General features: G+C 38.9%; 14 protein-coding genes, 8 tRNA genes and 1 rRNA gene. 21 read left to right on the top strand and 2 right to left on the bottom strand.

Annotation, left to right across the window (positions count from 1 at the left end; all coding sequences use genetic code 11):
* Positions 1-234 precede the first annotated feature (234 nt).
* The 4 genes from rrf to BLS02_RS19045 all read left to right on the top strand — a co-directional run bounded on the left by rrf (position 235) and on the right by BLS02_RS19045 (position 992).
* Positions 235-350 (top strand): 5S ribosomal RNA (gene rrf / locus BLS02_RS15575).
* 78 nt (positions 351-428) lie between these two features.
* Positions 429-503: transfer RNA gene (locus tag BLS02_RS15580), tRNA-Asn, on the top strand.
* A gap of 7 nt (positions 504-510) precedes the next feature.
* Positions 511-583: transfer RNA gene (locus tag BLS02_RS15585), tRNA-Thr, on the top strand.
* Between the two features lie 238 nt (positions 584-821).
* Entirely contained in the window at positions 822-992 is a 171-nt protein-coding gene (locus BLS02_RS19045; protein WP_175476815.1) for a hypothetical protein, read from the top strand.
* Between the two features lie 21 nt (positions 993-1013).
* Here the strand turns inward: BLS02_RS19045 and BLS02_RS15590 are convergent, their stop codons facing one another.
* Positions 1014-1742 carry a YwaF family protein gene (locus BLS02_RS15590; protein ID WP_092493971.1) on the bottom strand — a complete coding sequence of 243 codons (729 nt, stop codon included), beginning with the start codon at positions 1740-1742 and terminating at the stop codon, positions 1014-1016.
* Between the two features lie 186 nt (positions 1743-1928).
* On the opposite strand from BLS02_RS15590, the gene BLS02_RS15595 reads away from it, so the two are divergent.
* From BLS02_RS15595 to rocF, 11 genes are all read left to right on the top strand, one after another.
* Positions 1929-2003, top strand: a tRNA-Glu gene (locus tag BLS02_RS15595).
* A 56-nt stretch (positions 2004-2059) separates the two neighbouring features.
* Positions 2060-2135, top strand: a tRNA-Val gene (locus tag BLS02_RS15600).
* A gap of 9 nt (positions 2136-2144) precedes the next feature.
* Positions 2145-2220: transfer RNA gene (locus BLS02_RS15605), tRNA-Thr, on the top strand.
* Between the two features lie 38 nt (positions 2221-2258).
* Positions 2259-2343: transfer RNA gene (locus tag BLS02_RS15610), tRNA-Tyr, on the top strand.
* Positions 2344-2358: 15 nt separating this feature from the next.
* Positions 2359-2429: transfer RNA gene (locus tag BLS02_RS15615), tRNA-Gln, on the top strand.
* Positions 2430-2473: 44 nt separating this feature from the next.
* A tRNA-Lys gene (locus tag BLS02_RS15620) sits at positions 2474-2546 on the top strand.
* Between the two features lie 203 nt (positions 2547-2749).
* Positions 2750-4039, top strand: a complete 1290-nt coding sequence (locus BLS02_RS15625) for a hydroxymethylglutaryl-CoA reductase, degradative (RefSeq protein WP_092493972.1) — start codon at positions 2750-2752, stop codon at positions 4037-4039.
* The gene (gene mvk, locus BLS02_RS15630) at positions 4036-5001 is read left to right on the top strand and encodes a mevalonate kinase (RefSeq protein WP_092493973.1); all 966 of its coding nucleotides are present in this window, start codon (positions 4036-4038) and stop codon (positions 4999-5001) included. The genes BLS02_RS15625 and mvk overlap by 4 nt, the downstream gene beginning before the upstream one ends.
* Positions 5002-5100: 99 nt before the next feature.
* Complete coding sequence (gene mvaD / locus BLS02_RS15635) at positions 5101-6078, top strand: diphosphomevalonate decarboxylase (protein ID WP_092493974.1); 978 nt, start codon at positions 5101-5103, stop codon at positions 6076-6078.
* Positions 6079-6091: 13 nt separating this feature from the next.
* Entirely contained in the window at positions 6092-7189 is a 1098-nt protein-coding gene (locus BLS02_RS15640; protein WP_092493975.1) for a phosphomevalonate kinase, read from the top strand.
* A 174-nt stretch (positions 7190-7363) separates the two neighbouring features.
* Positions 7364-8266 carry an arginase gene (rocF, locus tag BLS02_RS15645; RefSeq protein WP_092493976.1) on the top strand — a complete coding sequence of 301 codons (903 nt, stop codon included), beginning with the start codon at positions 7364-7366 and terminating at the stop codon, positions 8264-8266.
* Positions 8267-8385: 119 nt separating this feature from the next.
* On the opposite strand, the gene BLS02_RS15650 is transcribed toward rocF, so the two are convergent.
* A complete protein-coding gene (locus BLS02_RS15650; RefSeq protein WP_092493977.1) occupies positions 8386-9045 on the bottom strand; it encodes a CPBP family intramembrane glutamic endopeptidase in 660 nt (219 codons plus the stop codon).
* 410 nt (positions 9046-9455) lie between these two features.
* On the opposite strand from BLS02_RS15650, the gene sigW reads away from it, so the two are divergent.
* From sigW to BLS02_RS15680, 6 genes are all read left to right on the top strand, one after another.
* A complete protein-coding gene (sigW, locus tag BLS02_RS15655; RefSeq protein ID WP_092493978.1) occupies positions 9456-10019 on the top strand; it encodes an RNA polymerase sigma factor SigW in 564 nt (187 codons plus the stop codon).
* A gap of 15 nt (positions 10020-10034) precedes the next feature.
* Positions 10035-10688, top strand: coding sequence for a zf-HC2 domain-containing protein (locus BLS02_RS15660; protein WP_092493979.1), 654 nt, complete (start codon positions 10035-10037; stop codon positions 10686-10688).
* A 145-nt stretch (positions 10689-10833) separates the two neighbouring features.
* Positions 10834-11655, top strand: a complete 822-nt coding sequence (gene cdaA / locus BLS02_RS15665; RefSeq protein WP_092493980.1) for a diadenylate cyclase CdaA — start codon at positions 10834-10836, stop codon at positions 11653-11655.
* Positions 11648-12871 carry a CdaR family protein gene (locus BLS02_RS15670; RefSeq protein ID WP_092493981.1) on the top strand — a complete coding sequence of 408 codons (1224 nt, stop codon included), beginning with the start codon at positions 11648-11650 and terminating at the stop codon, positions 12869-12871. The genes cdaA and BLS02_RS15670 overlap by 8 nt, the downstream gene beginning before the upstream one ends.
* Before the next feature lie 119 nt (positions 12872-12990).
* On the top strand, positions 12991-14334 hold the full coding sequence (gene glmM / locus BLS02_RS15675) for a phosphoglucosamine mutase (protein ID WP_092493982.1): 1344 nt from the start codon (positions 12991-12993) through the stop codon (positions 14332-14334).
* A gap of 557 nt (positions 14335-14891) precedes the next feature.
* Entirely contained in the window at positions 14892-16682 is a 1791-nt protein-coding gene (locus BLS02_RS15680) for a S9 family peptidase (RefSeq protein ID WP_092493983.1), read from the top strand.
* Positions 16683-16730 lie beyond the last annotated feature (48 nt).

Genomic DNA, 16730 nt, shown 5'->3' on the forward strand with positions numbered 1-16730 from the left:
GACACGTGTAGCTGACGGATACTAATAGATCGAGGACTTAACTAATAATGACAAGTTGAAAACGTTGATGTGAAGCTCTTATTTAGTTTTTAGGGTACAAACTTTAAAAAACCCCTTGCATTTTCTCTTAGGAATGCATATAATATATTTTGTCTTTCAATATGATTATTAAGGAAGTTCTGTTAAAATCGTTCACGTCCTGTGAACAACACAGAACGACCTACATCCTGTAGGTCTGGTAGCATTAGCGGAGAGGACACACCTGTTTCCATGCCGAACACAGTAGTTAAGCTCTCCAGCGCCGATGGTAGTTGGGGCTTTGCCCCTGCAAGAGTAGGACGCCGCCAGGCTATTTTTTATATACTTTTTTATAGTAATTAATAATTTTTTAGCCCGATGAGCACAATACATAAGGTTATATAGATTATTCCACAGTAGCTCAGCGGTAGAGCAATCGGCTGTTAACCGATCGGTCGTAGGTTCGATTCCTACCTGTGGAGCCATTTTAATGCTTCCATAGCTCAGCCGGTAGAGCACCACCATGGTAAGGTGGGGGTCAGCGGTTCAAGTCCGCTTGGAAGCTCTTAGTTAGATAGAAGCGTTTAAACCCTCGATAAGGTTTAAACGCTTTTTTCATTGTTTAAGAAACTATAAATTTTGCTATGGATAATTGGATTACCGAATCAGCCACGTCTAGCTCCGAAGTTCAGACGTACTAGTGCAGTTGTTCTTTGCAATTGCAACTAAGGCTTGTCTATAGGCCAAGTTTTCTAATTTTGTATATAATTGTTATAGTAAATAATTAGATAGGTGGTTTTAAAATGGGAAGTGGTTTATCATTGCTTTTAATTTTAGCAATTGTAGTAACTATAGCGGAAGTGCTTGTGGCGTATTTTTTGATCAAAAAACATAATATGAAGATCTGGCAATCTTTGTATACCTCGTTACCGGTAATTGTAATTGTTTGGGTAGTAGCTATTATGTATTCCTAACTGAAAAATCAACACACAAAGCTATTTGAGTGTTGATTTTTCACGTTTAAGTAATTTATAAATCTGTAGCTGAACAAAGAAGGCAATAAATGCTAACACACAAAGGTTAATATAATACCAAATACCACTGCCAAGCATGTCAAGTGGTGTGGTAGCTGTAGGTGTATGGGAAAGGTACAGGTAATTGGAATCTAAAAATGGATTAATAAAGAAGCCAATTATAATAGCATACAATAATAGGTAGCCAAAAGTTTCAAGTAATGATTTAAAATTGATCTTTAAGGAATTGGTTGCTACTAGAAAAATACTTGCCCATGAAATGGCAGTATGATGTATAAAAAACTTCCAAAAGCGATAGTGTGGAACATCATATGGCAGTTCTGGAGTAACTAGTGCCAGTAAAGCAGGAATAAGACCAATAAAAAAAGTGATTTGTATAAGCTTCCTATTGTGAGTAACTAATGCAATTGCACCTGTTATACCTGCAATTCCGCAAAGGTGTAATGGTGTGTGCTCACGCAAGCTCCATATTCCATTTACAGCTGTCCATGTTTGATAGGATACTTCTGATAAAATTAATAGGCTAAATAAGATCCAACGTATTATATTGTATAAAGTTGTGTTAGATAAGATTTTTTTTAGAAATAAAATAAATATTACGATTCCTATGAAATATATAAGTAGCATAATAATGTGACTTGTGCCAAACGTAATAAATGGTTCACCACCCAAAGTTAGCCAATACCACATGAAATACCCCCAAAATGATATCTATAATTACATTATATGTGTATTGAAAGTATTTGAAAATAAAAATTTCTTATTTTCCCTTTACAAAGATGCTGAATCTGTATATAATAAAATTCGTCGGTTTATGACAAGTTTTTTTTAGCATGTAAAAAAGTATAATTTCTTTCTTACATAAAACCATTGTAAGGCCCGTTGGTCAAGTGGTTAAGACACCGCCCTTTCACGGCGGTAACACGGGTTCGAATCCCGTACGGGTCACCATTATTTAAAGCAATTAGGAACACATGTAAACCAAGTACTAGTACATCCTGAACATAGGAGGATTAGCTCAGCTGGGAGAGCACCTGCCTTACAAGCAGGGGGTCGCAGGTTCGAGCCCTGCATCCTCCACCATTAATATATGCCGGTCTAGCTCAATTGGCAGAGCAACTGACTTGTAATCAGTAGGTTGGGGGTTCAATTCCTCTGGCCGGCACCATTTTTTATGTATATTTTATAGTAATGTAGTTAAAATATGGAGGGGTAGCGAAGTGGCTAAACGCGGCGGACTGTAAATCCGCTCCCTCAGGGTTCGGGAGTTCGAATCTCTCCCCCTCCACCATAATATATATTTAATTGGGCTATAGCCAAGCGGTAAGGCATCGGGTTTTGATCCCGTGATCCTAGGTTCGAATCCTGGTAGCCCAGCCTTTTTTTATTTTATGAGGTTTTTCGGGCAATACTTATGACATGAGCCATTAGCTCAGCTGGCAGAGCATCTGACTTTTAATCAGAGGGTCGGAGGTTCGAATCCTCCATGGCTCATCAATTTATATGAAAAAACACTAGCGTAAATACATAACACATATTATAATAGCAGATAAACAAGGTCGTTATGATTACCAACAACCTTGTTTATTTGCATTTTGTACTGTTTTTTTACATAATAGATACAGTAATTTATTCATTAACTAAAAAACGAAAAATTTAACATATATAAATTATGCTAGTTAAAAGGATGAGATGGTATGAAAACTTCTAGATTTCCTGGTTTTTACAATATGACTGTGGAGGAACGCAGACAGTTGTTGACTACGATGGATACGTTCACTGATGAAGAGAAAGGTTATTTGTTTTCAAATGAGCCTCTTCCAACTGATACAGCGGATAAAATGATAGAAAACGTAGTCGGGACTTTTCCGCTTCCATTAGGATTGGGATTGAATTTTTTAATTAATGGGAATGAATATGTAATACCAATGGCAATTGAAGAACCATCTGTTGTTGCTTCGGCAAGCTACATTGCAAAAACTGTCAGAAATGCTGGTGGATTTACTACAGAGGCGACAGATCGCGTTATGATTGGTCAAATTCAAGTAGTAGGCTGTCCAGATTTTAAAGCAGCAAAAGAGGCTGTTTTAAAGGAAAAAGATGCATTGATTGCTGATGCTAATGCTGCATACCCCAGTTTAGTGGCTAGGGGCGGCGGTGCAGAGGATCTAGAAGTTAGAGTATTAAATGAAGAATCAGACTCAAAATATGGTCAAATGCTTATCCTTCACGTATATATAAATACTTGTGACGCAATGGGGGCAAATATCATTAACACAATGGTTGAGTCACTTGCACCGACAGTTGAGACCATTACGGAAGGGAAAGTATATTTACGAATCCTTTCCAATTATCCTGATCGTTGTCTTGCACGAGCGCGTTGCGTTATTCCTCCTGAATTATTACAAACAGACGGTTATACAGGCGAAGAAGTACGTGATGGAGTTATTCATGCCTATGAGTTTGCCGCATCTGACCCCTACCGCGCTGTTACCCACAATAAAGGAATAATGAATGGGATTGATCCAATCGTTATTGCAACTGGTAATGACTGGCGTGCTGTTGAAGCTGGGGCCCATGCACACGCAGCGAGGTTTGGGAAATATAGTTCGATGACAGAATGGTCGAAGGATGAGGGTGGAAATTTAGTTGGTGAAATAGAACTCCCTATGTCTGTCGGGACTGTAGGTGGTTCGACCCATGTTCACCCAATTTCTAAACTTGCATATAAAATCTTAGACGTTGATTCAGCACAGGAGCTTGCACAAGTTATAGTTTCTGTTGGACTTGCACAAAACCTTGGTGCACTAAAAGCCTTAGCAACCGATGGTATTCAGAAAGGTCATATGGCTTTACATTCTCGTTCTGTTGCCATAGCAGCAGGAGCTACAGGGGAGATGATTGATATCATTGCTGAACGACTAGTAGACGAAAAAGAAATCCGTGTTGGAAAAGCTAAAGAAATGGTGGAAGAATATATAAAATGAGTGCAGAAAAAGCAACAACTTCAGAACAAACAGCTATAGGTATAGCTCATAGTAAATTGATCTTAATCGGGGAACATGCAGTTGTACACGGACAACCTGCTATTGCGCTTCCTTTCCCGTTAGTAGGGGTGGAATCAGTGATTGATTATGTTCCAGGATCGGTAAAGATTGATAGTACTTTTTACCATGGTCCGCTTGAATCTGCTCCAGAGTCGCTGGAGGGGCTTGCAAATTGTATTAAGGCAACCTTAAATTATCTTCAGTTACCATGTGAGGATCTTTTGATACGGATTAAATCATCTATACCACCCGGAAAAGGACTTGGATCAAGTGCTTCAGTGGCTATTGCGGTAGTGAGATCATTATTTGCCTATAACAATCAGGACTATGAAGAAGATGAACTTCTGACCTTAGCTAACATTTCGGAAACGTATGCTCATGGTGTGCCTAGTGGTATCGATACACTAACTATTACTTCGGACTTTCCGGTCTGGTTTGAGAAGGAACTGCCATCTGATTTTATCGAACCTAAGGGTGATTTTCACTTCATTGTTGCCGATTCAGGCAGAATGGGTGATACACGTTTAGCTGTTGAATCAGTTGCAAACTTGTTCAAATCAGCTCCAAGAAGAATACAGGCCAAGCTTGACCGTATTGGTGAAATTACGCATCGTGCAAGACATGCGCTTGAGAGTGCGAGCAAGCATTTATTAGGACAGATGTTAAATGAAGCACAAAAAGAACTGGAAGCACTAGGTGTAAGCGATGCGGGCCTGAACAGGTTAATCTACTTTGCGCGCCAGGAAGGTGCCTTAGGTGCCAAATTAACTGGAGGCGGAAATGGCGGTTGTATAATTGCCTTAGCACGTAATGAAGTACACTCTAGGCAGCTATCTGAAAAGCTGAAGAAATTCGGCGCACACACGGTATGGCCTTTTGTTCTAAGAAAGAAGCCTGAATAAGCATCATCATTAGACGTGGCTTATCATCAAGCCTTAGTTGCATATATGCAGTACGAGGATTTTTATATTTTCTAAACTGCGACACAGAGGGGATATACAATGAAGGCATCAGCCAAAGCACATACAAATATTGCCTTAATTAAATACTGGGGCAAACGGGATGAATCGTTAATACTCCCGATGAATAATAGCCTCTCATTGACTTTAGATGGATTTTATACAACGACAACTGTTGATTTTAGAGAATCGTTAACAGAGGACAGTTTCTATTTAAATGATCAACCTGTAAGTGGTGTGGAATATGAACGTGTCACATCATTTCTAGACCTAATTAGGAAATATGCAGGAAAACCGAATTTATTTGCAGAAGTTCATTCTACTAATTATGTTCCAACAGCTGCTGGATTTGCATCTTCAGCATCTGGGTTTGCTGCATTAGCAACAGCCGCTGCCAAATCGCTTGGACTTAAGGTCAGTGATGAAGAACTTTCTATCTTAACCAGACAAGGGTCAGGGTCAGCCTGCAGATCAATTTATGGTGGCTTTGTAGAATGGGAAAAAGGAGACAGGTCTGATGGATCTGATTCTTATGCTATTCAGGTAGCACCTGCAAATCATTGGGATATTCGCGTCGCCGCAGTCGTTTTATCTTCCTCAGCTAAGAAGGTTTTGAGCCGGGAAGGTATGAAGCGGACAGTCGATACGTCTGCTTATTATTCCAGCTGGGTTGAGAGTATTCCAGATGATCTCAGTAATATTAAAGAGGGTATAAAGAATAGGGACTTTGCGAAAGTAGGAGAAATAGCTGAGGCTAATTGTCTTAGAATGCATGCCACTACTTTGGCTGCCAATCCACCTTTTACGTATTGGCGTGACACAACGCTGGCAGTAATGCAAACTGTTCAGGAACTGCGTGAAAACGGAGTTTCAGCATACTTTACGATTGATGCAGGTCCAAATGTAAAAGTTCTTTACCTGCCAGAAAACGAAGAAACGATACAAAGTACGCTCCGTGAAATACCTGGGGTAGATGACGTTATTGCAAGTCGAGCAGGTCAAGGAGTATCCTATATTTAGGAGTTGAACCGTATTGCCAACTACACCATTGAGCCTTAAAGTCCCAGGCAAATTAATGATAGCAGGAGAATTTGCAGTACTTGAAGCTTATCAAAACCTAGTCGTGATGGCGGTTGATCGTTTTGTTTATGTGTCATTAACACAACAGGATGAAAACCGCCTTTCTTTGCTAAACTTTGATTTAGCTAACCTCGAATGGACCTATAATGAAAAGAAGGTCAACATAAAGACAGCTGACAAGCGTGTAAAGTTTGTTGAAGATGCTATGTCAGTCGTATATACATATTTAAAAGAAATGAACGTCTCTTTAGCTAATTTTCATTTAGAAATCCGCAGTGAACTTGATGACGAATCCGGTCGTAAATACGGATTAGGTTCTAGTGCCGCTGTCGTTACATCTGTGGTTGCTGCCATTTTAAAAAAATACCTACCAAAAGAGCCATCCGCTAAATTGATTTTTAAGTTAGCGGCTATTTCGCATGTAAAGACACAAGGAAGTGGTTCAGGAGCTGATGTTGCTGCATCATCTTATGGTGGTTTTTTACAATATGCCTCATTTCAAGCAGAATGGCTACAGTACGAATATGAAAAGGCAGACACGATAAGGGAATTAGTTGAAAAAGATTGGCAGTATTTATCTCTTAAGCCAATTAAACTGCCAGTCAATGCATACATGTGTATTGGCTGGACAGGAACCCCTGCATCGACAGGGAAATTAATCGATAAAATCAAACGCCTTAAAACAGAGAATAATACATTATATGAGCAATTTCTTGATGAAAGTAATAAGGCAGTAAGTACCTTTATCAAAGGAGTTACTGAGGAGGATGCTGCACTTATTATTGAGGGTACGAAACGGAACAGACGTGCGTTAGCTACTGTTGGAAAACACGCTAATGCAGATATAGAAACCCCAATGCTGCAAAAGTTGTGTGATCTAGCTGAACTGCATGGTGGGGCAGGTAAACCATCCGGAGCAGGTGGCGGTGACTGTGGGATCGCATTTCTGCCATCTAAAGAACAAGCTCAGCAGCTAATGAAGGCCTGGGAAGAGGCAGGAATTAAACCACTGGATATTCAACTTAGCAAGATGGGTGCAACCGAGATATAAAAGCAGGGCTGTCTTCATTAGACAACCCTGCTTTTATTTATACCAGTAAATCCTTCGCTATTTCAATCCGCTGCATCCAGCAATCATATACAAGTGTATATATATACATATTTTTGTCGAGTTGAGTCATTGCTTGTTTTTTGGCTAAAATAAAAAGGTAGAGGAGGAATTCAGATGAAGAAAAATATGTCTATAATTGGCGTGCCGATGGATCTTGGACAAAGTCGGCGCGGTGTTGATATGGGGCCAAGCGCTATTCGATATGCAGGGGTTGTTGAAACACTTGAAAATTTAAACTACAGCATTAATGATTTGGGTGATGTACCAGTTTCCCGTCCCGACAGCAAATTTGAGAGACAGGAAGATAATTTGCGTAATTTGCAACAGGTGGCTGATGCAAATCAGAAACTTGCAGAAATGGTCGACAAGGAAATTAACGGTAATCATTTCCCATTAGTATTGGGTGGTGACCATAGTATTGCAATTGGAAGCCTAGCTGGTATTGCGAAACACTATGAAAATTTAGGTGTGATTTGGTATGACGCACATGGTGATTTGAATTCTGGTGATACATCACCTTCTGGGAATATACATGGAATGCCACTTGCGGTAAGTTTGGGCATTGGGAATGAAAAGCTAACGAACATACTTGGCTACCAGCCGAAAATTAAGCCTGAGAATATCGTGATCATAGGTGCTCGTTCACTTGATCCGGGAGAAAAGGATTTGATTAAAGAAAGCGGCATTAACGTATATTCCATGCATGAAGTAGACCGGTTGGGGATGCCAGCTGTAATGAGTCAGGCAATAGATTACTTAAAGAATCGTACAGATGGAGTTCATTTAAGTCTGGACTTGGACGGATTGGATCCAGAGGAAGCTCCTGGTGTTGGAACGCCTGTAATTGGCGGTTTATCCTATCGTGAAAGCCATTTAGCAATGGAAATGCTTGCAGAGTCCAATATCCTTACATCAGCAGAATTTGTTGAAGTAAATCCGATTTTGGACCACAAGAATAAAACGGCAACTGTAGCTGTTGGGTTGATAGGTTCACTGTTTGGTGAAAAGTTGAAGTAAGTAGTTTTGAAGTAAAAAGTGAATTGAGCATCGAATTGAAAGTAATTTGATGCTCTTTTTGTGTTCTACAAAGCATCAAATTCGTGTTGTATTGATTAGGGCGGACTTCTTAAAGTCTTTTAAAATACTGCTATTAACGCGATAATAATTATCCCTATGTCAGCAATTATATGAACCAGCCATGAGTTATAAATATTACTGGAGTTTTCATTGAGCCAGTTAAACACTAAACCTATCGTAAACAGCCCAATTAGTGCTAACAGGAATAATCCGATGTTAAACCAGGTAAGAAATATTGCTGTATGGTAGATCGCAAACAAAAACGATGAATATATATAGGCAAATAGCCGATGTTTCTGCTGTAAATTTTTAAAAATAAATCCTCTGAAAAAAATCTCCTCTAAGAATGAATTGCCGAATATAATATATATACTAATAAATAAAAAAGTATCTCCAGTAATGTTTTTCTGTGCCAGGTTTTCACTAATTTGAGCGAAGTCGATATGATCTTTTAAAACAAAATATGTCCCTATTAGAATGAGGGAAGCCCCAATTCCCAAACTGACACTTATTTTCAATCGCTTGGTGTCGATTCTTCGTGTCGCAAAGTAGGTGGTTTTGCTTTTGGTTATGTAATGAAAAATAAATAGTACGAGGAAGAAAATTATTACTTTTGCTATTGTTTTATATAGATACTCGAAAGAGAGAATTTGCTCAATGATAAACAATATTGCGATCGATAACGAACTGTATAATACAATTAAGTATTTATGGGTCATAGAAACACCTGCTATAGAGTTTCTTCTATTGTAACATTTTAGCAGAAAAAAAAGACATCCATTTTTGCATGTCTTTTTACCCTATATCTCTCTATTTTTGGCATGTTTAATAAGTAATTAAGTTACTATGGTATTCATTTAGAAGTATGTCTTATTTTCTGCTGGGTTGAATTACGAATTCAGAGGTGAATCCATAGGTGTTGCTTAAAGAAATTAAGGTATCACGACAATCCTCAATCTTTTCTAACAATATTGAATTATTTTCCACAAAACTGGTCTCCAATCTAGTATAATGTAGTATGAATTTACCAATTTAATATAATTATAAACAACTTTTAGAAAAGTTTTTGAAACCTTACACGATGTTGTTTCGTATTTAAAATACCGCATAGTAAGCGGAGGTACTAATAATGAACTTAATAATAAAAGAGAAAATAAAACAGGTTAAAAGAGGGGATCAGTCCGCCTACGAAGATGTTGTTTCATTTTACCAAAATAAAATTTACCAACATGTTTATCGGATGCTTGGAAACCAGCATGAGGCGGAGGATATTGCCCAGGAATCGTTTATTAGGGCATATATTAATATACACTCATTTGACGATCGACGTAAGTTCTCGACGTGGCTATACCGAATCGCCACTAATTTAACAATCGACCGGATACGAAAGCGTAAGCCGGATTACTATCTCGATGCTGAAATAAAAGGGACAGAAGGATTGGATATGTATTCACGGCTTGCGACTGATGAACCGGCACCTGAAGAAGAAGTAGAAAGAATGGAATTACAAAACTATATTCATCACGAAATATCTACACTTCCACCCAAATATAGAGGTGTTATTATTCTTAGGTATTTAGAGGAGTTTTCACTCCAGGAGATTAGTGAAATTCTGGATATCCCTCTAGGAACAGTGAAAACTCGAATCCATAGGGGCCGTGAAGCACTAAGGAAAAAGCTTCGTCATGTGTAAAGGAGTGTGATCAACTTGAACTGTAATGAAGAAATTATCGAGTTTATGCATAAGTATTTAGATGGTGATTTAACCAAACAAGAAGAAACGAATTTGCGCCGCCATTTGGAAGAGTGTGAGGCTTGCCAAAAACACTTTCATGAATTGAAGCGTACGATCACACTTATTCAGAGTGCCGAGCATATTTCTACTCCAGCAGATTTTACAACTAATGTGATGAAAAAATTACCGACAGAAAAGAAACATGTAAGGTATAAGCGCTGGTTTAGGGCGCATCCGATTATTACATCGGCAGCAATATTCTTCATCTTTATGTTTAGTGGTATTTTCTCAGCTTGGAATCAGGAAAGTGAATTGGTTGTTTCCAAACAGGAAAACCTGATTATTCAAGGTGATACTGTTATTGTTCCGGAAGGGGTTACAGTATCGGGTGACCTATTAGTTAAAAATGGTAATCTGAGGATAGATGGAACTGTAGATGGCAATGTTACATTGATAAATAGTGAACTTGTGGATGACTCGATTGAAGGATCTGGTCTTATGGCATCTGCTGGTGAAGTAAACGGAGAGCTAAAAGAGGTAGATCGAATATTTGAATGGATCTGGTTCCACTTGAAGGATATGGTTGAAAGTATTTTCTCATTGGGACTAGTTTCGAATATGCATTAGAATAAAGGCCGAAGAAACCTGGTATAAAATCCGGGTTTTTTTGTGCTTGCAATATAACATGGTACAATACAAAATATGATATAATGGATATACTATTATTACATTTAGATAGGAAGGAACCATATGTGCGGAAGGAAGTGTGAACATGCTTGATGGGGGATTTGATTTTTTAAACCTGTTGAGAATCGTCATAGATATTGCTCTCGTCTGGTATGTTTTATATAAATTAATCATGTTAATTCGAGGTACGAAGGCAATTCAGCTTTTAAAGGGAATTGTTGTCGTATTGGCCGTTTGGTTGTTAAGCATCGCATTTGATCTACATACGATTCAATATATTACAAACCAGGCAATTGACTGGGGTTTTGTTGTCATAATTATATTATTCCAGCCAGAGCTTAGAAGGGCATTAGAGCAGCTGGGCCGGGGAAATATGTTTTCCAGAGGGTCAAAATCAGAGGAAGAAATTTTGGAACAAAAAATTGAAGCAATTGTTCAATCAAGTACTTATATGGCCAAGCGCCGTATTGGTGCCTTGATTTCAATCGAGCGTGAGACTGGCATTGGCGACTATGCTGAAACTGGTATTCCAATTAACGGTAATCTCACACATCAACTGCTAACGAATATTTTTACACCTAACACACCATTGCATGATGGGGCGGTAATTATTAAGGATGAGGAAATTATGGCTGCGGCCTGTTATTTACCGCTATCTGAAAGTCCGTTCATTTCAAAAGAATTGGGGACGAGACACCGGGCTGCAATGGGTATTAGTGAAGTAACGGATGCAATTACAATAGTTGTATCTGAAGAAACCGGAAACATATCATGTACGAAAAACGGCGAATTAAAGCGCGAATTGGACCGCGAGGGTTTACGTAAATACCTTCGTGATAATTTGCCATTATCATTAAGAGCCCCTGAATCTAAGACACGAAATCAGAGGGGGAAAGAAAATGGATAATTGGTTTAAAAGTCGATGGTTTGTCCGTGGTATTTCACTATTTTTTGCAATAGTCCTGTATGTCTTTGTGCAAGTGGAGATAGGGCAATATCAAAACGATTCACGAATTCCAAATAACAATGAAGGAATTCAGACGATTGAGAATGTCCCAGTAAATATACGAATTGATGAAGATAATTATGTAGTAAGTGGTGTACCGGAAGTGGCTACGGTTTCGTTAGAAGGTCCAACAGGTACAACGACAGCTGCAGCAAGACAGCAGAATTTTGACGTGTTTGTCGACCTGCAAAATCTTGAAGAAGGTACACATACGGTTGAGATGCAGCATAGTGGTGTTCCAGATGAGCTTACAGTATATATAGAGCCAAAAACAATTGAAGTAATAATTGAAGAGAGAGCATCAGAACAGTTTGATGTCGCAGTTGATTTTATTAATACCGAACAACTTCCAGAGGGATTTGAAGTAGGAGAATCAGAAGTAATCCCGCAAACCGTGACAATTACAAGCTCAAGTGATGTTATTAGCAAAATAGCAATTGTTAAAGTATTTGTGGATGTTGCGGAACTTGAGGAAAATATTGATAATCGGGAAGTTCCAGTTAATGTATATGATGCCAGTGGGAATGAGCTGAATGTTAGAGTCGAACCCGAGAGTATAGCTGTTTCTGCTGAAATTCAAAATCCGAGTAAGACAGTTCCAGTAACCCTGTCGACAACCGGAGAACTGCCTGAAGGGTATTCATTGTCCTCCATATCTGCTAATGTAGATGAGGCAGAAATATTCGCAACAAGTGATGTTTTACAAGGTATAGAAGAAGTTTCAACAGAAGATATTGATTTGTCAGAGATAGACGAGTCTGGCACGATTAATGTTGGACTAGCATTGCCAAATGGTGCCAATGTACCAGAAACAGAGCAAGTTGAGGTTACAATTGAACTTGAGCAGACGAAAACTGTTGAGGATGTTCCGATAGATGTGGAAAATCTTGAGGAAGGACAAGAAGTTTCGTTTGTTGAACCTGCAGAACCGGTTATGAATATAACTGTTGTAGGTAACCAAAGTGATGTTAGTCAACTTACAGCAGAGGATTTTCAGGTAACAGTGGATGCCGGAGGACTAGAGAGTGGGGAGCATCAGCTTCCGGTAACAGTTGAAGGTCCTGAGAATAGTGAAGTAGATGGCCAGTTTGGTCAAGTTACAATAGAAATTACATGATGATTTTATAGGATTGATAGGGATAGTGTTTTATGAAATGGATTAGGGAGTAATATTAAGTGCTCTAAATCCACAATGCTCTCACAATTGGTTAAATGGATGTAAAGGAGAGATCCAACATGGGAAATTATTTTGGAACAGATGGTGTTAGAGGAGTAGCAAACACTGAATTAACACCAGAGCTGGCATTTAAATTAGGCCGCTTTGGCGGTTATGCATTAACAAGAGATATAAAGAAGCCGAAAATTCTAATTGGGCGCGATACACGAATCTCCGGACATATGCTAGAGGGTGCCCTTGTAGCAGGACTGCTTTCTATTGGTGCAGAGGTTATGCGCTTAGGAGTTATTTCTACGCCAGGTGTTGCCTATTTGACAAAAGCAACAAGTGCCGAAGCAGGAATCATGATTTCTGCTTCACACAATCCGGTTGAGGATAATGGTATTAAGTTTTTTAGACCAGATGGCTTTAAGTTAACAGACGATCAAGAGAATGAAATCGAGCAATTAATGGAAGCTGAGGATAATCTGCCTCGCCCGGTTGGTGCTGATGTTGGACTAGTTAACGATTACTTTGAAGGCGGACAAAAATATCTTTCTTTCTTGAAAGGGACAATTGATAATGACTTTGATGATATGCAAATAGCGATAGATTGTGCACATGGATCAACATCCAGTTTAGCTACACATTTATTTGCAGATCTAGAAGCAGATATATTCTCTATTGGTTCTTCTCCAGACGGTTTGAATATCAATGATGGTGTTGGATCAACCCATCCAGAAACTTTGCAGGCATTTGTAACTGAAAAGGGTGCCGATGTTGGGCTTGCCTTTGACGGTGATGGTGATCGCTTAATTGCAGTAGATGAAAAAGGAAACATTGTTGATGGTGATCAAATTATGTACATTTGCGGCAAGTACATGAATGAAAAAGGTGTACTGCGCCATGATACGGTTGTATCAACTGTTATGAGTAATATCGGCTTTTATAAAGCGTTAGAAGAAAATGGCATGCGCAGTGATAAAACGGCAGTCGGTGACCGTTATGTAATGGAGGAAATGGTTAGAGGCGGTTATAACCTTGGTGGTGAGCAGTCCGGACATATTATCTTCCTTGATTATAATACAACAGGCGACGGCATGTTATCCGCGATCCAACTTATAAATGTTATGAAAGAAACCGGAAAGAAATTATCAGAGCTTGCAGATGAAATGGAAATTTATCCTCAAGTACTGAAAAATATCCGAGTAATCGATAAGAAGAGTGCACTAACAAATCCTAGAATCAATGAAGCAATCGAAGCAGTGGAAAAAGAAATGGACGGAGAAGGGCGAGTTCTTGTACGTCCATCTGGAACAGAACCGCTGGTACGTGTAATGGTGGAAGCACCAACGAAGGAAGCATGTGAAAAATATGCTGATCAGGTTGTCACAGTGATTGATGACCTGCTTGGGATGAAATAATAGAATGAACTTTAAGGAACCGCTCAATTAAATGGGCGGTTTTTTTAGCAGATACAAAATTATAAATCCTTTCTTACTGCATAAGTGCAACAAGGCTAGGCGAAAAGCCAAGTTATCTAATGAGAATTCAATAACGGTTATGATAATGATAATTGTGAGGAAAGCGATACCTAATCCAATCTGCCGATAGTTCCTGGAGGCTGTTTCGTTCTTTAATAAAAAGTAATTAATGCCAAGAAATGAAATAGCACCTAGAGACAAACTTATAAGTGCTTCTAATAAATTTAATTGAAATTGTTCACCCCAGCCAAAAAGTATCCAAAGATATAAGTATTCGTAAAACGTAAATATCCCAATGATAATATTCGCTACATAAGAAATATTTTTTAATTTTGTTCAATGAAACACCTCCTTCATTAAGAAGATACTGATAGAATAACGAAAAAGGAATAAACCACAAACGCACTATCTCCTATACGTAATTTACGTTATAATTATTCTTACAAATGGAACTTTTCAAACATCATAGGAAAGAGAATTATTTTAGGGGGAATATGATGATACAATTTCCAGAACCAACTGTGGAGCAATTTTTTCGTACGTATGTCATCACGAATTTTACAGTGAGTAATGATGAAAAACGTCTTGTATTCAGTTCAAACCTGAATGGCAAAATGAACTTGTGGGCAATGGATCTGCCTGACACATTTCCGTATCAGTTTGCCCATCATGATGAATCCTGCAGCTTTATCAAATTTGATCCGGAAAATCGCCATGTATTAGCTGGATTCGATAAAGACGGCGATGAGAACCACCAAATTTATGCAATACCAAGTGAGGGTGGCTTACCGCAGCCATTGATTTCAGGGGATGCAGCGGAGAAGTACTTTTTTGCTCACCTGAGTGAAGATGGTAAGCGCGTCTATTACATGACTTCAGAGGAAAACCCGTCGTTTCTGAATGCGCGTGTTCGTAATTTGGAAAATAACACAGATACATTAGTCAATATTGGCGAAGTGTCTCCTACAGAATTAGCAGCTGTTTCGAAGAATGAAGATGCTTTTGTCTATTTAAGGGCTTTTGCAAATACCTTTGTTACAGGATTTGTTAAAACCGGTGAAGAACAGCACAGCTTGACACCGGATCCTGAAAAAGTTCATGTAACCTTTGATCCAGTATTTGTTGATGAAAAAACGATCTATTTTGTAACCAACTATGATAGTGAATATAGTTATGTTGCTAGATTTGATCTTGAAACAAAAGAATTCTCATCACTAATTTCCATCGAGAATGAAAGCGTTGAATCACTAAAATTCAATAAAGATAATAATGCGTTATACCTTGTTACTGAAAATGGGGTTACAGATGAATTATACCGTTATGATCTGGACGCTAAGAGTCTTACAAAACTGTCGGCACCAGTCGATGTCATTGAACAAATTCAAGTCGCAAAGTCAGGCAATCTTTACGTATTGGGACGAAGCGCGACAGTACCACATAATATTTTTAAATCGGAAGACGGTAAAGGCTGGAAGCAATTGACTAACAACCGTGTATTAGGACTGGATAACGATGATATGGTTGAGCCTAATGTTGTATCCTATAAGTCATTTGATGGGATGGAAATTGAAGCTTTACTGTTTAAGGCAAAACCTGAAAATGATAATGGCTATACGATATTTTGGCCACACGGCGGACCGCAGGCATCTGAGCGAAAGTCATTCCGCTCCATGTTCCAGTGTTTTCTCAACCGTGGATACACAATTTTTGCACCAAACTTCCGTGGCAGCACAGGCTATGGATCCTCTTTTGTAAAACTAGTCGAACAGGACTGGGGAGAAGGGCCACGTTTGGACTGCGTAGCGGGCATTGAATGGTTATTTGAGAAAAATGAAACGGACCGTGACAAGTTATTCCTGGTTGGTGGCAGTTATGGTGGTTACATGACATTATTACTTCATGGACGCCATCCAGAATATTTTAAAGCCTGCGTCGATATTTTTGGACCATCCGATTTATTCTCATTCATCAATTCTGTACCTCCGCATTGGAAACCAATCATGGATCGTTGGTTAGGTGATCCGGAACGTGACAAAGAACGCTTTATCAAAGACTCACCAGTGACATATTTAGATGGAATGACGAAGCCAATGCTCGTTATCCAGGGAGCAAAAGATCCGCGTGTCGTAAAAGAAGAATCCGACAATATTGTAGCCAAGCTTGAAGAAGCGGGCCGCGATGTAGAGTATCTCGTGCTTGAAGATGAAGGACACGGATTCTCTAAAAAGGAAAATGAAATTAACGTTTATAACCGTATGCTGGACTTTTTGGAAAAGCATAAGCTGTGAATTTGAAAGCGATATAAGCTGAGATGCCTATTAGGATATCGGCATCAT

Source organism: Virgibacillus salinus (assembly GCF_900102415.1).
GTDB lineage: Bacteria > Bacillota > Bacilli > Bacillales > Amphibacillaceae > Lentibacillus > Lentibacillus subterraneus.

What these genes read in the sequence shown, in the direction of transcription:
- BLS02_RS15590 (WP_092493971.1), bottom strand. Translation starts at nt 1,742, where the DNA reads ATGTGGTATTGGCTAACTTTGGGTGGTGAACCATTTATTACGTTTGGC.
- rocF (WP_092493976.1), top strand. Translation starts at nt 7,364, where the DNA reads ATGAAGAAAAATATGTCTATAATTGGCGTGCCGATGGATCTTGGACAA.
- BLS02_RS15625 (WP_092493972.1), top strand. Translation starts at nt 2,750, where the DNA reads ATGAAAACTTCTAGATTTCCTGGTTTTTACAATATGACTGTGGAGGAA.
- BLS02_RS15650 (WP_092493977.1), bottom strand. Translation starts at nt 9,045, where the DNA reads ATGACCCATAAATACTTAATTGTATTATACAGTTCGTTATCGATCGCA.
- BLS02_RS15670 (WP_092493981.1), top strand. Translation starts at nt 11,648, where the DNA reads ATGGATAATTGGTTTAAAAGTCGATGGTTTGTCCGTGGTATTTCACTA.
- sigW (WP_092493978.1), top strand. Translation starts at nt 9,456, where the DNA reads ATGAACTTAATAATAAAAGAGAAAATAAAACAGGTTAAAAGAGGGGAT.
- BLS02_RS15680 (WP_092493983.1), top strand. Translation starts at nt 14,892, where the DNA reads ATGATACAATTTCCAGAACCAACTGTGGAGCAATTTTTTCGTACGTAT.
- mvk (WP_092493973.1), top strand. Translation starts at nt 4,036, where the DNA reads ATGAGTGCAGAAAAAGCAACAACTTCAGAACAAACAGCTATAGGTATA.
- glmM (WP_092493982.1), top strand. Translation starts at nt 12,991, where the DNA reads ATGGGAAATTATTTTGGAACAGATGGTGTTAGAGGAGTAGCAAACACT.
- mvaD (WP_092493974.1), top strand. Translation starts at nt 5,101, where the DNA reads ATGAAGGCATCAGCCAAAGCACATACAAATATTGCCTTAATTAAATAC.
- cdaA (WP_092493980.1), top strand. Translation starts at nt 10,834, where the DNA reads ATGCTTGATGGGGGATTTGATTTTTTAAACCTGTTGAGAATCGTCATA.
- BLS02_RS19045 (WP_175476815.1), top strand. Translation starts at nt 822, where the DNA reads ATGGGAAGTGGTTTATCATTGCTTTTAATTTTAGCAATTGTAGTAACT.